Annotated in this window: 17 protein-coding genes; 6 read left to right on the forward strand and 11 right to left on the reverse strand. The window is 66.3% G+C overall.

Annotated elements, in window-relative coordinates; translation table 11 throughout:
• Positions 1-3: 3 nt before the first annotated feature.
• From ACP7CD_RS16750 to ACP7CD_RS16760, 3 genes are read right to left on the reverse strand one after another with little or no spacing between them, the layout of a single operon-like run.
• The gene (locus tag ACP7CD_RS16750; RefSeq protein ID WP_426120675.1) at positions 4-609 is read right to left on the reverse strand and encodes a phosphatase PAP2 family protein; all 606 of its coding nucleotides are present in this window, start codon (positions 607-609) and stop codon (positions 4-6) included.
• A gap of 10 nt (positions 610-619) precedes the next feature.
• Positions 620-1,579, reverse strand: a complete 960-nt coding sequence (locus ACP7CD_RS16755) for a hypothetical protein (RefSeq protein WP_290468071.1) — start codon at positions 1,577-1,579, stop codon at positions 620-622.
• A 4-nt stretch (positions 1,580-1,583) separates the two neighbouring features.
• Positions 1,584-1,955 (reverse strand): hypothetical protein, encoded by a 372-nt coding sequence (locus ACP7CD_RS16760; RefSeq protein ID WP_426120676.1) that lies wholly within the window; start codon positions 1,953-1,955, stop codon positions 1,584-1,586.
• A 313-nt stretch (positions 1,956-2,268) separates the two neighbouring features.
• Here ACP7CD_RS16760 and ACP7CD_RS16765 point away from each other — a divergent pair, with 313 nt between their 5' ends.
• Entirely contained in the window at positions 2,269-2,484 is a 216-nt protein-coding gene (locus ACP7CD_RS16765) for a hypothetical protein (protein WP_084271859.1), read from the forward strand.
• A gap of 267 nt (positions 2,485-2,751) precedes the next feature.
• Positions 2,752-3,918 carry a hypothetical protein gene (locus tag ACP7CD_RS16770; RefSeq protein WP_426120677.1) on the forward strand — a complete coding sequence of 389 codons (1,167 nt, stop codon included), beginning with the start codon at positions 2,752-2,754 and terminating at the stop codon, positions 3,916-3,918.
• Between the two features lie 67 nt (positions 3,919-3,985).
• Here the strand turns inward: ACP7CD_RS16770 and ACP7CD_RS16775 are convergent, their stop codons facing one another.
• Entirely contained in the window at positions 3,986-5,323 is a 1,338-nt protein-coding gene (locus ACP7CD_RS16775) for a carboxylesterase family protein (RefSeq protein WP_426120678.1), read from the reverse strand.
• Positions 5,324-5,653: 330 nt separating this feature from the next.
• A complete protein-coding gene (locus ACP7CD_RS16780) occupies positions 5,654-5,851 on the reverse strand; it encodes a hypothetical protein (RefSeq protein WP_354536488.1) in 198 nt (65 codons plus the stop codon).
• 337 nt (positions 5,852-6,188) lie between these two features.
• Here ACP7CD_RS16780 and ACP7CD_RS16785 point away from each other — a divergent pair, with 337 nt between their 5' ends.
• Positions 6,189-6,965 carry a DUF4113 domain-containing protein gene (locus tag ACP7CD_RS16785; RefSeq protein WP_426120679.1) on the forward strand — a complete coding sequence of 259 codons (777 nt, stop codon included), beginning with the start codon at positions 6,189-6,191 and terminating at the stop codon, positions 6,963-6,965.
• Between the two features lie 588 nt (positions 6,966-7,553).
• Here the strand turns inward: ACP7CD_RS16785 and ACP7CD_RS16790 are convergent.
• The 4 genes from ACP7CD_RS16790 to ACP7CD_RS16805 form a co-directional block, all read right to left on the reverse strand.
• Positions 7,554-7,706: a hypothetical protein gene (locus ACP7CD_RS16790; protein ID WP_426120680.1), complete on the reverse strand. Its 153-nt coding sequence runs from the start codon at positions 7,704-7,706 to the stop codon at positions 7,554-7,556.
• Positions 7,707-7,846: 140 nt separating this feature from the next.
• Positions 7,847-8,482 (reverse strand): AAA family ATPase, encoded by a 636-nt coding sequence (locus tag ACP7CD_RS16795; protein ID WP_058860082.1) that lies wholly within the window; start codon positions 8,480-8,482, stop codon positions 7,847-7,849.
• A gap of 399 nt (positions 8,483-8,881) precedes the next feature.
• Entirely contained in the window at positions 8,882-9,088 is a 207-nt protein-coding gene (locus tag ACP7CD_RS16800; RefSeq protein WP_426120681.1) for a cold-shock protein, read from the reverse strand.
• Between the two features lie 348 nt (positions 9,089-9,436).
• Positions 9,437-9,952 carry a hypothetical protein gene (locus tag ACP7CD_RS16805; protein ID WP_426120682.1) on the reverse strand — a complete coding sequence of 172 codons (516 nt, stop codon included), beginning with the start codon at positions 9,950-9,952 and terminating at the stop codon, positions 9,437-9,439.
• 334 nt (positions 9,953-10,286) lie between these two features.
• Between ACP7CD_RS16805 and ACP7CD_RS16810 the strand changes: the two genes are divergently transcribed.
• The 3 genes from ACP7CD_RS16810 (at position 10,287) to ACP7CD_RS16820 (ending at position 11,790) form a co-directional block, all read left to right on the forward strand.
• Positions 10,287-10,856, forward strand: a complete 570-nt coding sequence (locus tag ACP7CD_RS16810) for a hypothetical protein (RefSeq protein WP_426120683.1) — start codon at positions 10,287-10,289, stop codon at positions 10,854-10,856.
• A 401-nt stretch (positions 10,857-11,257) separates the two neighbouring features.
• Entirely contained in the window at positions 11,258-11,443 is a 186-nt protein-coding gene (locus tag ACP7CD_RS16815; protein ID WP_426120685.1) for a hypothetical protein, read from the forward strand.
• Positions 11,440-11,790 (forward strand): hypothetical protein, encoded by a 351-nt coding sequence (locus ACP7CD_RS16820; RefSeq protein ID WP_426120686.1) that lies wholly within the window; start codon positions 11,440-11,442, stop codon positions 11,788-11,790. Before ACP7CD_RS16815 ends, ACP7CD_RS16820 begins: the two co-directional genes overlap by 4 nt.
• 445 nt (positions 11,791-12,235) lie before the next feature.
• On the opposite strand, the gene ACP7CD_RS16825 is transcribed toward ACP7CD_RS16820, so the two are convergent.
• Both ACP7CD_RS16825 and ACP7CD_RS16830 read right to left on the reverse strand, forming a co-directional pair.
• Complete coding sequence (locus ACP7CD_RS16825) at positions 12,236-12,565, reverse strand: histone-like nucleoid-structuring protein Lsr2 (protein WP_426120687.1); 330 nt, start codon at positions 12,563-12,565, stop codon at positions 12,236-12,238.
• A 119-nt stretch (positions 12,566-12,684) separates the two neighbouring features.
• The gene (locus ACP7CD_RS16830) at positions 12,685-13,155 is read right to left on the reverse strand and encodes a hypothetical protein (RefSeq protein WP_426120688.1); all 471 of its coding nucleotides are present in this window, start codon (positions 13,153-13,155) and stop codon (positions 12,685-12,687) included.
• Positions 13,156-13,173: the final 18 nt, after the last annotated feature.

Raw genomic sequence — 13,173 nt, forward strand, 5'->3', positions numbered from 1 at the left:
CCTCTAGCCGACTAGCAGCCGGTACATCACAGCGTAGATGCCTCCGATGACGGCCATGCCGAAAGTTGCGCCCGCCACCACCTGGCCGGCGGTATGGGCGCGCAGCACCACCCGGCTAATGCATACAAAGGCACACACCGGGACCGCTATCAGCGCCCATGGGCCCCATGACAGCGTGGCAATGGTGGCCACGCTCCCTGCTGTCATGGCGTGTCCGGAGATCTTCCACCACGGGCTGATGATGATCAGCCCTACCATCCCGGAGGCGAACGCCACAGCGAGGGCGAGCAGAATCGATGGGCCTTGCCACGTCAACAAAGCCATCATATAGAGCGCCGCTAGGGCGAAGGTGGCGGCCATGATGGGGGCGCGTTCCCTCTTGTCGCTGACGTGATGATCAGACAGGACCCCTCGACGGGCAAGGACGATTACTACGGCGAAGGGGATCAAGCAGATCGCGCAGGCCCCTAGGAATCCCCACAGGACTCCGGCAATCCCAACACCCTGGACGAGGGAAGGCATCGTCACAAATAGGGCGGATAGGACCAGCGGGGGTTGAAACGCCTCGCTGAACGCAACGGCGATCTTCCGGACACGGTGGTTGGCCATGCCTGCTGTACTAACGACCAAAGCGAGCCTCCACGGCTTCCATCATCTTGTCCCTCTTGGAACAGGGAGGGATGTCCCCGCGGGATTCCGCATCGTAGGCAGCGATCATGGCCTTATAGAGATCCTGCCGAGGTTGCGGACTGCGGGCTGCTACTGCGAAGCCGTGGCGCACCCTCCCCTGGCGCTCCGCCACGAGACGGCCTAGATGGTAGCGATCGCCGAGATGCCAACGCCGAAGCGCCGCCGAGGCTGCCAAAATTAGTAGGCCCACGGCCAGCAAACCGGCCCCGGATAGGTACAGCGGCCCGAATGCCGCATGCGTGATCATGATGAACCGACCGTCAGTAGCGTGAAGGTGATCTGCGGCCATGTAGAGACACTCGATCACTGAGGCAATTCCCATGCTCAGCGCCCCCGCACACACCAAGGACAGCGCCACCCGCACCCGAGCGTGCCGCCGGCGTTTTTCACGCAGTCCATCGAGCACGCGCCAGGAGACATCAAGCATTAAACCCGCAGCCGCGGCCATGTAGACAGTGCCGTAGATCAGCGTGGGCAGCTGGTCTATGTGCTCGGGGACAAATGCCATTGAGGTCGGTGACTTGTCGATGCCCCAGAACGAGAACGTCATCAGGCCAATGGTGATGGCCGCGGTCATCGTTTCTAGACGTTGCCGCTGCCGGGACCAAGGATTTGTCTGTAACGCCTCCAGCAGGGCCACCCGCAGGGACCACATGGCTCCCAAGACGAGAACGTTGCGTACGAGGTGGAACCAGTTGTGTCCACCGAGTAGGGCATCGACCTCGTACTCCGTGATGAAAACCGGATTGATCGACAAGGCAAGGGCGCCCAGTAGGGTGCCCAGCCAAGCGGCATGACTGCGAGACCGGTTAAAGACGACGGGCAGGCGCAGCAGGGTGATGGCAAACAGGATCAGGGCGGCGCAGGGTTTAAGCAAGGTAACCAGCACAGGCTCAGCCGAACAGCTCGAGGACGGGATCTGGCTGGCTGGCGAGATGTGCAGCCAAGGCCACAGCAATTGCCTCGGCATCCTTCTCTTGGGAGGTCCATCGCTCGCTACGGGCAAGGATCTGCTGGACGCTCTTGTCCTTGCCCACCTTTGAGAACGCGGTCCCAATGCTCAACGCGCACCCACTGTGTCGCAGCAGGATGTGCCCATACTCGTGCGCCACGATGTGCCTGACGAATGCCTCGGACTGCACGCATCCTTCGTCATGGAAGATGTAGGACTGCGTCTCTGTCCTCATCCACACGCCGGTGACTGACCGACCGAGGCTCTGCGGGGCTGGTCCAACGCTGATCTTGTATCCGTGCTGCTGTTCCACGGCCGCGTGTATGTCCGGCCAGGATTTCAATGATCGAGCATTGGGTAACAACTGGTCGATGCCATCGCTGGGCGGGCGCCGTGGGAGGGTCAGGACTTTCACCTCATGACTGTACCGGGGGTGGCTCGCACGAGTCGGCTCGCGCCTGAGGGGTGGGGGCTCGTGCGTACGTCGGTAGAAAAGCTTACCGGGCGTGCTCTAGTATGAACATGTTCATGCTTCCTCGTGCGGCGTTGCATGCACATGTGCTTTAGCTGAGAAACACGCCGCTCCACTGTGGGCAAATGTGCATTTACCGTGGCAGACTGAGGCCATGACCGAGTACAAGCCACCGAAGATGATCGGGCGCAAAGTGCCATTCAGCATGCGCCTGACACTGGATCAGCACCGGTTGGCAGCAGAGAACGCTTCTCGCGTGGGACTCTCTATGGCTGAGTACATCGGCGCGCTCATCGAGCGTGACTCGGGAAGGACCAACAAGCTCGACAACCCTCAGGAGACAGAACTCCCCCTTAGCAACACCGCTTAAACGACTGACGGCCCGCCGGGCAAGGCGGGCCGTCTAAGTCAATCAGCTGTCCCAGGTCGCCAAACTCGTGACAGCTGGTTCAACAGAACTGAATCAGGAACCTCATGAACCCAATACCAGGGGACTGTTGTGTCCCCTAGTGTACCTGAGGCGCGTCCGCAAATGGACCCCTCGTCACTCAATCACGCCGATTTTCGGTCACACTCCTCGCCCGAGGCTGCCCTCGAGGCCTCCGGGGAGCTCCCCTCGCACCGTCGGCGGGTGCGGGTGGCCTACGAACGCTCCAAGGCCGTGGTGCTGCGCGCTGTGCCCAAGGGGTGCCGGTTGGCCCGGCACGTGGTCGCGTGGAAGCGTGCCGTGCTGGAGCACCCGGCCCTGGAGCTGATGCGCGCCGACGGACGAGCCAATATGGCCGCCCTGATCGAGGTGATCGCCGTCCAGCAGGACCCCGGCTCGCGGACCTGGCGCACCACCTGGGGATGGGTGGCCGAGCGCCTGGGGGTGCACGAGGACTCGGTGGGGCGGATGATCCGTCGGCTCAAGGACTGGGGGCTGCTGGCGGTGGTGGCCACCGGCCGCTCCGCCCGCTACACCCCGCGGTCGACGGGTAAGACCCAGGGCGAGGCTCCCGTCTACGCCCTAACCGTTCCCGCACCCCCGAAGCCGGCGCCCACGGCGGCCGAGAAGACGGAAGAGGAGGCAGCAGTGGTTGTGGATATAAATGTCGGCCCGGTCCCCCCGAAGGGGGTATGTTCTCCCCCGCACGCGCGCGAAGGACTTTCCAGAATGGACGCGGCTGCGCCGCGACCCTCTGCCAAAGCCGCCGCGCAGCGGCGGGAGGTCCAAGCCGCCCTGGGCCAGCGGACAGCTCCACTGTGGCCGGTTCATGCGACGGTTCGGCCTTCGAGGGTGGGGGCGGCCCGATCGAATTGGAAGCAAACTTATCGTTTGGCGGGGTTGGAACTCCAACACCATGCGCTGGTGCTACGACGGATCACCACCGCCTACGTGGTCTCGGTGGCCAAGACCCACTTCCAGGCCGGCTGGACCATCGCCGATGTCCTCCACGCCCTGGACTGGGCACCTAACGGCCAGCGCTACACCCACGACGCGGTGACCGGGATCGAGCACCCCGGGGCCTGGTTCGCCGCCCGGCTGCGGGCTTGGACGCATCAGGACGGCACTCCGCACCGCTCGCCCGATCAGCGGGCTGCTGCTGAGGCCGAGCAGCGCCGGGCCGAAGCTGTGGCGGCCGCCGCCCGCCACAGTGGCCGGCAGTCCGCCACGGGGGTCGATGCGGCGGGTGTGGCCGTTAGGTCTGGGGGTGGCGGTGGTGCGGATGCGCGGCCGTTTAGGGTGCGGTGGGCTGCTGAGATCGCTGCGGGTCGTGCTGCGGTGGCCGATCAGCGCGGTGGTGCGGCCGGGGGTTGCTGAGGGGTTCTCCCTGGTGGGCTCTGGGGGTGGAAACCTGTCCCCGGATGCGCCAGGTGCCGGGGTGGGCTCAGGTGTGGTGGGCGGCTCGGTAGCGGAGCACCCCGGGGATTCGTCCACGGGTTTCCAAGGGGGCGCCGCGGGCGAAGTCGGCCCACAGGTGGCGCACCGGGCGGCCGGCGGTGTCGATGTCCTCCCAGGCCGCGCCGGTGAGCAGCCCGGTGCCAGCCCAGGTGGATTCCTCGCCGAACAGCAGCGGGAGGTCGATGGTGTGGGCGGCCCCGTACGGATTGCCCGGTGCCGCCCAGGTGAGCACGTAGGTGTGCGCCCTCCCGCCGGCGCGCACGTGCCGGGTGGCGAAGCGGTGGATCGCCCGAGTGTAGACCGCTGCCGTCACATAACCCACGATGATCCGGCGCAGCAGGGCCCCGAGCACAGGGATCCGGGTGGCCCGGTGCAGGGCGGGTCGGGTGGGGAGGTAGAGGCGGGCTTCTTCGGCGGTGTGGCCGATCAACACCTCGATCTGCGGGGCCACCCGGTCCCAGGCCGCCTCGATCTCCTCCTCGGCGGGCAACGGGTGATGGCCGTACTGGGTGCCGAAAGGCATCGCCGCCAGCAGCCCGAAGCCCCCGGCGTGGGCTTCGACCTCGGCCTGCAGGGTCACGACGTCTTCGGCCGGGGTGTCGGTGGTGACGACTTCGGCCGCCTCGGCCATGGCCGCGGTCATCTGGTGGCGGCCGCGGCTGATGCCCAGCGGCGGGCTTTGCAGAATGGCCCGGTGAAACAAGGAGGGTGCGGCGGGGATGGCCATGAGGTGGGCCACGGCATCGGCCCCGGCGGACTGACCGAACACGGTCACTCGATCCGGGTCCCCACCGAAGGCCGCGATATTGCGCTGCACCCAGCGCAACGCCTCGAGCTGGTCCAGCAACCCGAGATTGGCCGGGCGGCGCGGACCTGAGCCGAGGTAGCCGAACAGTCCCAGCCGGTAGGTGAGGGAGACGACCACGACCCGTTGTTCGGCCACCAGCCGCCCCGGGTCCATGATCGCCGCGTCCCCGGCCCCGGTGGTGTAGGAGCCGCCGTGGATCCACACCATCACCGGCAACCCCTCCCCCTCCCCCACATCATTCGGCAGGGTGATCGACAGCCGCTGGCAGGCCTCATCGCGGGGCAGGCCGGCCATGGCATCGCCGAGAACCTCGACCAGGAACGGGGACCGCACCTGCGGACACGCCGGGGCCGGGCCCGTGGCCCGAAAGGGCTCCACCCAGTCCGGGGCCGGGGCCGGTGCGGTGAACCGCTCAGCCACCGCGTACGGGATCCCGCTGGCCCGGATCACCGCACCGTCGTCCCAGACGTGGATCGGCCCGCAGGGCGGGGTGAAGGTCAGCGTGGTGGTGGCCATGGTTCCTCTTCTATCACCCCATACTCTCGACCGGGCATTCAGAATCCGGCAGGAACGGCTGGGCCACGGGAGGGTCTTGTGCAGGTCCACGGTGCGCAGCTGCCCCGCCCAGGGATAGATGTGTTGGAACAGGTGCCGGTGAATGGCTTGCTGTTCGGCTAGATCCCGGGTGGGCGCCGGTGGATGGCGCCACAGCTGCAGGGTGCGGACCGCCACGAGGTCGGCTTCCGCGGCGGCGAGCTCTACGGCGGTGCGGGCGCCGATCAGGTTGGTCAGGATCCCGGTGTGCGGGTCCGGGGCCGGGTACGGGTCATGGTAGGGGCCGGGGCCTCACTCAAGGCCGTAGCGGACGCGTGTGCGCCGAACCAGCTCATCGACCTCCAGCCCACCTTCGGCGAAGCGATCCAGCTCCGTTCGGGTCGCGGTGGTGACGTGGAGTCCTTCTATGGCCGCACTGTGCACCACGGAGGCCACCTGCTGTACCCGGTTCCCTGCAAGAGCTGGCGGCAGAATGTGTCGCTGCACCATGGAACCTCCCCGGTGGTGTGTTGGGCCGTACTGTGCGCGCCATTATGCCAAGCTCCCCTGACCAGCAGCTGGCACCACACCTTTCCGGAAACCTATCCAGGACGTCAGTGCCGGCTGCGATCCGCCGCCTTGATGATCAGCTTTGCCGCCGGACACCCCCTGATGCTCGCCGCAACACTCCATTTTGGAGGAGAACGGGCGCACCGGCGGGCTGTAGGTATCCCTGTGGCACAAAGTCGAGATGCCGGAGAGCAATGGACGAAACACGTCATGGTTCAAGACGCGGGCCAAGATCGCTACCGAGGCCGCGAAGAAGCTCCCCGCCACGCACGGAGTCGTGCACTGGGATCAGGCCCCCGAGGGGTACTGGGACCGGCTCCTGGCGGCCCTGCCCGTCACCGAGGTCTGGGGCATCGCCGGGCGGCTGGCCAAGCGCCTGGAAGCAATGGGCATCGAGACCATCGCCGACCTGCGCGATGCCGACCCGGTGGCCATCCGGCACACGTTCTCCGTGGTGCAGATGCGCACCGTCCTGGAGCTCAACGGCTTCCCCGCCATCCCCATCGAGGACGAGGTCGCCACCAAGCAGCAGATCCTGGTCTCCCGGTCCTTCCCGGACCCCATCTGGGACCCGGAAATCGTGGGCCAAGCCGTAGCCGAGTTCGCCCAACGCGCCTCCCGCCGGCTGCGCAAAGAAGGCGAGGTGGCCGGGCGGGTCACCGTCTTCGCCAGCACCTCACCGCACCGGCCCGGACCCACCCACAATGTCTCCGCACACGTGCGCCTGGCCATGCCCACCAACGAACCGGCTCCTCTGGTGACAGCGGCCCGGGCGGCTCTGGTGCCCAAGCTCATGCACGGGATGCAGTACATGCGCGCCGGCATCCTCTGCACGGACCTCGCCCCCGAGGGGTCCGTGCCGGTTCTGCCCGGGGTGTTCGAGCAGCCGGCCCCGATCGGGGAACTGATCGATGCGGTGAACCGCCGCTTCGGCACCGGCACCCTCGCCCTGGGCCGCACCGGCGCCCACTCCCCCGCCCCCTGGACCAACCGCCAAGCAGACCTCTCCCCCAGATACACCACCGACTGGAACGAACTACGCACCGTCAGCTAATCGGTAGCTCACCTCCTCCGGCACTGCGTCGAGGCGCGGCATCCACCACATACTCTTTGGCGCAGGCGATTTCCCGAAGTACCCCAGGGTCCCTGACACGGAGTAGGTACCACACTGGTACCACGCCGATGTGGTACCAGTGTGGTACCGACCATGGATGACGGTTGCTTCGCTTACCACGACAGTTGATCTCACATCGTGTATTTGCAGGAACTGTCACTTCGCTGCCTTTATCAGAGTGGAGACGACGGTTCGCGAGTCCAGTGGGACCCCGCGGCGATATCTAGGCATGAAGGTGCCGCACCAACAGTAGCCGGCGCAACACCATAGCGGTACTCGTGTAGTACTGGTGTAGTACCGACACCACACCAGTGTGGTGCAAAAGGTAGAGCTCGAGAAGTATTATGTAGCCGGGGCGCTCCTCAAACACGGGCCTTACGAGCTCTTCGATCAACTTCTGCTGAGAAGTGTCCACGGCAGCATTCGGGCATGAAGATGCCGCGCCGGCAACTGCCGACACGGCACCGTGCTGGTACTTATATGGTACTGGTGTAGTACCAATACCACACCAATGTGGTGTGCGAGAGACTATTTGATCGGCACATTTTGGCCGTAGCGCTCCTCAAGCACGGGCCATACGAGCTCTTCGATCAACTTCTGCTGGGAAGTATCTTCAGCTTCGGCGGCGTAATTGAGCAAGGCATGCTGGGTGTTGTTGAACCGGAAGTTGTACCCCTTCACCTTGGCTCCATTCCGCGCCCTCCGCTTCCACGGCTTCAGGGGTGGTCCCTGATCGGGAGTGTCCGAACCCGAGCGTTCGGCTGCTGCTGCAAACCGCTCGATCTCTTCCTCTCGATTGGAGGCAATCGGCCCACGTTTCCTCACCATGCGAAGACCTCCTGGGTCAGCAGTTGAATCTCGGCCTTGGCCTTGGCGTCGCGCATCTCTACGACCCCCTTGCCGTCGGCCAGGCAGTCAGCGAAAGCCTTGCGCTGATGCAACACGGTCTGAGCAAGGCGCACTCGAGGGAAGTCCTCGAGGTACGACTGCGCTTCCTCTCGTTCCTTGGTGAACACGTTGGAGGAGACGAAGTTGAGGACCAGCATTGATTTGAGGTCCTCGTTGAAGTCTTGGGCCCCTTCGACCGTCTCTAGGAGGCCGGCCACGGCGTCAAGGTCGGCTTGGGTGGCGCGCGTAGGGCTGATCAGCATGTCCGCAGCAGTCAGTGCTGTACGCATCTCTTTGGAGTCCTTGCCGGGGACGTCGACCAGGATGTGATCGAACTTGGGTCGGAACTCCTCCAGAAACTTATGCAGTGATCCCGACTTCTGCACGGACTGCAACGAGGGGAGCCCGGCTTCCTCTCGGTCAGTAGTGAAGTTCGAGGTCGTGCGGATCGTCGGGTCTGCGTCGACCAGCAGCACGTCCTTCCCCTGTCGCTGCAGCTCAACGGCCATGTTGACGGTAAGAGTCGACTTGCCCGTTCCGCCCTTTTGATGCCCAAAGACAATGATCATGGCACCACAGTAACACCAATGGGAGGCCACATTGGTACTAGTGTGGTACGACAACATGCCTTAGTGGTGTGGTACTTGTGTGGTACCAGTATGGGGCCTTGTGTGGCTGGACCCCGGTCAGCGAGGGCTCAATCGTGGTCCATGGGTCCATGGGTCCATGGGTCCATGGGTCCATGGGTCCATGGGTCCATGGGTCCGTGATCGGGGCGAACCCGTACGTAGGCGCATCCTCAGGGCATGCCCGGACCGGCAGAGCTGGCTGCGAGTCGTGTGCGGACCCAGGATCTATAAGGACAATGAAGTCGCCACCTCACCTTCAGGCGGGGTGGCGACTTCATGCAGCAGTAGCGCAGCCTCTGGGCGCGCTACCGGGGATCTGCGCAGCGAGATTCGTGCGTGCTAGGGGAGGACGGTGACGTTCGCCGCCTGGGGGCCCTTGGGGCCGGCCTGGGTCTCAAATTCCACGTGGTCGCCTTCGTTGAGGGAGCGGAATCCGCTGGAGGCGATGGCGGAGAAGTGCGCGAACACGTCCTTGGAGCCGTCGTCGGGGGTGATGAAGCCGAAGCCCTTGTCGGCGTTGAACCACTTGACCACACCAGTAGTCATATCTTCTACCTGCTTCTGTTCTGCGATCTCTCGAGCATCCCCGAGGTTCGGAGGGCCCGTGCACGTCAAGGACGTACGTTCCCCACCCTGGCAGAAAGGCCCGTTCCCGGACAGGATCGATCGCATTGCGACGCGCATGGGCCACCCTGCCCCCGGGGGTGGCGGTGATGCCGCGCTGCCCGGTGTGCTGACCGGACGTGTGGTCTCCGACCGGCTCACCGGCCCGATCACCGGGACCGCACCGGGCGGCGGGGGAGGGGGCGGGGCCCTGGGTGGGGTAGCCCGGGCAGGGTGTGGCGGTGTGAAAAGCGTTGAGGTGCCGGTGCCGGTGCCGGGGTCGGGTGCAGGTCAGCGCCGGGCGCACGGGCCGCGGCGCCGGGGTGGCCGGCGCTGAGCCGGGATGTGCCGGTCGGCGGGGGAGTCTCGGGCTTCGAGCAGGTGCTCGGCCCCCGCGTACAGGGTGGCCGCGATCAGCAGCACCCCGCCGTCGTTACCCAGCAGCAGGTCCGAGTCCACCACGAGCCAGGAGCGCCTGGCCTGCAGGTCGTTGGTGACGCGCACGGTGAATCCGGTCTTCCGGGCGGTGGCCGGGACGGTCTCGACCCTTTCCACGGCGGTGACCTGAACCTCGGGCAGGGCGTGTCCGGTGAGCCGGTAGTCGGTGAGGACGTGCTGTCCCAGGCTCAGCAACGCCGGCACCAGAGTAGCGGGGGTGGCCGTGGTCTCGGCGGGTAGGGCCACGCTCAGCCGTGCGCGGGTGCCCGTGGCGGTTATGCGCAGGTGGGCGGCGACGGCGAAGGAGTCCACGACCGGGACCTCGTCCACCGCGGGGGCGGGTGCGGCGGGTGGGGTGACAGCGCTCATGGGTGCTTCCCTGGGGGAGGGTCGGGGACGGGGACAGCCTCTCACGTGTTCCGCCCCCAGGGGCGGGGTGCCGGTGCAAGGTCGGGAAGATGACGCCCCGCCGAGCCTGCGACACCGCCTCGGGGTCCGCTGGTGGGTCCTCGCCTCGGGCGCGACCGGGCCACTGGCCCGGTGTCCGCTCGGTGCTCCTGGAGGGGTGCGGTGCTTTGGTGCTCAGCTACCCCGGTGCGGTGACACGCCGGGCACCGGGGGCTGGGCCGCGCTGTTGCCGGATTACTGCGGCGGTGGCCGAGACTAGGGGCTGTCCCTCCCGTCCCGCGTCCCGGAAGAACCGATGGCACCCACGCATAGCACGTTCCCGACCCGTCTGTTGCCGGCCACGTTGCGGTGCGTCCCGGCCACCCCGGGCTACGTGTTGGGCGCCTACACGACCAGCCAGGAGGCCTACCCGGGGGCGGATGCGGCCCAGTGCCTGGAGCTGCTGTTGGAGGGCGCCGTGGTCGCGGTGTTCACCGAGGGCGATGGGGAACCGGAGCAACTGAGGGTCCGGGGCGACACCGAGGAGGAACGCGGGGTGCGTGAGGAGCAGGTGGAGGCGTGGATTGGGGACTTCACCCGGGCCGGGCTGAAGTATCAGGAGGTCATCGGCGGCCGCCTCTATGAGGTCGGCTATGACCGGGAGCTGGTGGCCATCGCTTTGTTGGCCGAAGCGGAGCTCACCGAAAGGTTTGCCCAGGAGACCGATCGTTTCTACGCCGCCTCCCGGACCGCGGTGGCGCGCCAGGACTTCCACCCCCTGTCCGGGTCCTCCTCGATGACCGATGAGCAGATCCGCGAGCAGCTGGCCGGCCACGGGGCCGGGGCCGTGTTCTGGTCTCCGGGCCAGCACGCCTGGATCACCTGAGAACACCCAGGAAGCGAGCTCCCTTCCACAACGCTTCCGCCGGTACCGGCATCTGCTGCCCGATCTCCGGGTGATTCCCTCGACCCCGCACAGTCTCCCACCGGGAAGCCGACCGGGCCGATCATGGACGAGCTGCCGCTGTTGATCTCCCTGACCGGTCTGTCGGTGGATGTGGTGGTCATTGACTGCCCCAACCGGCCACGGTGGGCCGCTGACGCTGGCGGCGCTGAACGCGGCGGACACCGTGGTCTACGCCGCCACCGCCACCAGCGACGGCATCGACGGGGTGGGAGGGGCGCGGCGCACGGTCGCCCAGTTCTTCCCGGCACCGCCAGCAGCGCAGTACCCCGGACACCCTCACCGAGGCCGGCATCGTGGTCGGCGGGGTGAAGGAAACCATCATGAGCCGCGCGGCGGTGGCCAGTCTCGAGGAGCTCCGTGCCACGGGGTTGTTCCTGGAGCCGTTGATCCCGGACCGGGCCATTGTCCAGGAAGTACGCATATCGGGGGAGTGGTACGGCCAATACCGCAAGGGCTCCCGGGTGCTGGAGGCCTACACCGCGATCGCGAAGAAGGTGCTGCGATGACTGACAAGCCCGAGCGCCCCGCCTCACTGGCCCGCCGCCGGCCCCGCCCGGCCCCGGATGAACACATCGACCCGGTCGACTACACACCCCCACGCGCCACCTCACCCCAGCTTGGGACACCGGTGGTGTCGTCCCCGCCGGTGCAGGCGGCACCGGTGGCGGAGTCCCCGGTGGCCGCGCCCAAGCGCGGCCGTGGCCGGCCGCGCCGGGAACCCACGATCCAGCTCGGGGTGCGGGTGGCCCAGGACGTCTCCGATCTGATTGAGGAGCTCACCGAGCACGACGGCACCGCCCGGGCGGTGATCGAGAACGCGGTGCGCGCCTACGCCCAACAGATCAACCGATAACACCGGACCCCGGTAGGGGAGGGGACCGGTCGCGGGCGGCTTTCCCATGGTTGGCGAGGAAGGAACCCGGCTCACCGTTGCTGGTGGGCCGGGTTCCTCATTCTTTGGACAGGCGGCGGGATGAGGTGGGTGGTTCCGTGGGTCTTCGAACGACGCGGGTGCCCGCGCACCTTCCGTAGGAGCCAGGGCCGACCTCCAGTGAGGGCAGTTGTCGGGCGCCGAAGGGACGACCAGCGCTGTCCAGGTTGGACGCGGGGCGTCCCGGCGGCACCGTGGCCGGGAACGGATCCTCAGCCCGTCATCGGCTGCTCATCGTGCGGAGGGCCCTCGTGCTCGATCCCTGCCCCGAGACGTTCCCCGGTGATGCCGCGGCCGTGACCGCCGTCATCAGACCCCGCTGTCTCGGAGGAGCACCCGGGGAGTGTCCAGGTGGGGGAGTGGGGGTCTACTGGGCGGCGTAGTAGGCGTCCTTGACGGACTGGTGGATGCGGCCGCGGTCGGAGACCTCGTAGCCGTTTTCCTTCGCCCAGGCCCGGATCTTCGCCGTCTCCGGGTTACCACCGGTGGAGGAACGGGGCCCGGTGGTCCGGGGGGTCTTGGACTGGGCCCGCCGGCCAGCGGCGGCGTAGGGGCGCAGGGCCTCCCGCAACTTGTCCGCGTTAGCGGTGGAAAGGTCGATTTCGTACTGCCGGCCGTCCAGACCGAACTGGACGGTCTCCTCCGCCGGTCCGCCCTCGAGGTCGTCTTCCAGAATGATTTTCACGCTCTGCGCCAACTCAGCACCTTTTCATTGATTTCATCATAGCTTGCACCGGGATATCTACGCGGCGGGATTACTCTAACTGACCCCACTTTCTATGGGCTAGCTGAAAATTTGCTTAGAAACCATCCCTGTCAGGGTTTCGAGGGCGTCATCGCATTGGAGGAGACCCTGATCAGGTGTTTCTCCTCGTCCCAGAACATCAAGTCCATGCCCACGCCTAGGACGAATTGGCGCAGGTCTTCCCCCGGGTCTTCCGGTATCACGACGACGCACTTGGGCTGATCACCGGCGATGTAGCGCCGGTAATCCAGGAGCTGCCCCACGGCCATGCGAATGTTTTGTCGGGAGGCTGAGCTCTTCACTTCGAAGAGCTCGCGTTCATCGGGGTCCCAGACATCGGTGTAGAGAGTAGTGGAGGAGCCGGCAGGCTGGATCGCCAGTCGTAGGTCAACGTAGAGGGCTTCGCGTAGGCGGTCCTCAAGTTGGCGCTCTGTCCGAGTGGTTTCCATGGCCGCGGTTTCGGCGCGGTGCACGATCTCCGCTCGAGTCTGCTCGGCGGGGACTTCCGTGACCGTGAGGGGGCCGGTGATTCTGCCGGCCATGGGTCGGAGAACAGGAAC

The organism is Kocuria sp. LHG3120 (genome assembly GCF_049897445.1).
GTDB classification, from domain to species: Bacteria; Actinomycetota; Actinomycetes; order Actinomycetales; family Micrococcaceae; genus Kocuria; species Kocuria rosea.

Coding starts and splice junctions, on each gene's coding strand:
- ACP7CD_RS16810 (WP_426120683.1), top strand. CDS start 10,287: ATGGCACCCACGCATAGCACGTTCCCGACCCGTCTGTTGCCGGCCACG.
- ACP7CD_RS16795 (WP_058860082.1), bottom strand. CDS start 8,482: ATGATCATTGTCTTTGGGCATCAAAAGGGCGGAACGGGCAAGTCGACT.
- ACP7CD_RS16800 (WP_426120681.1), bottom strand. CDS start 9,088: ATGACTACTGGTGTGGTCAAGTGGTTCAACGCCGACAAGGGCTTCGGC.
- ACP7CD_RS16815 (WP_426120685.1), top strand. CDS start 11,258: ATGAGCCGCGCGGCGGTGGCCAGTCTCGAGGAGCTCCGTGCCACGGGG.
- ACP7CD_RS16805 (WP_426120682.1), bottom strand. CDS start 9,952: ATGAGCGCTGTCACCCCACCCGCCGCACCCGCCCCCGCGGTGGACGAG.
- ACP7CD_RS16820 (WP_426120686.1), top strand. CDS start 11,440: ATGACTGACAAGCCCGAGCGCCCCGCCTCACTGGCCCGCCGCCGGCCC.
- ACP7CD_RS16750 (WP_426120675.1), bottom strand. CDS start 609: ATGGCCAACCACCGTGTCCGGAAGATCGCCGTTGCGTTCAGCGAGGCG.
- ACP7CD_RS16765 (WP_084271859.1), top strand. CDS start 2,269: ATGACCGAGTACAAGCCACCGAAGATGATCGGGCGCAAAGTGCCATTC.
- ACP7CD_RS16775 (WP_426120678.1), bottom strand. CDS start 5,323: ATGGCCACCACCACGCTGACCTTCACCCCGCCCTGCGGGCCGATCCAC.
- ACP7CD_RS16780 (WP_354536488.1), bottom strand. CDS start 5,851: ATGGTGCAGCGACACATTCTGCCGCCAGCTCTTGCAGGGAACCGGGTA.
- ACP7CD_RS16830 (WP_426120688.1), bottom strand. CDS start 13,155: ATGGCCGGCAGAATCACCGGCCCCCTCACGGTCACGGAAGTCCCCGCC.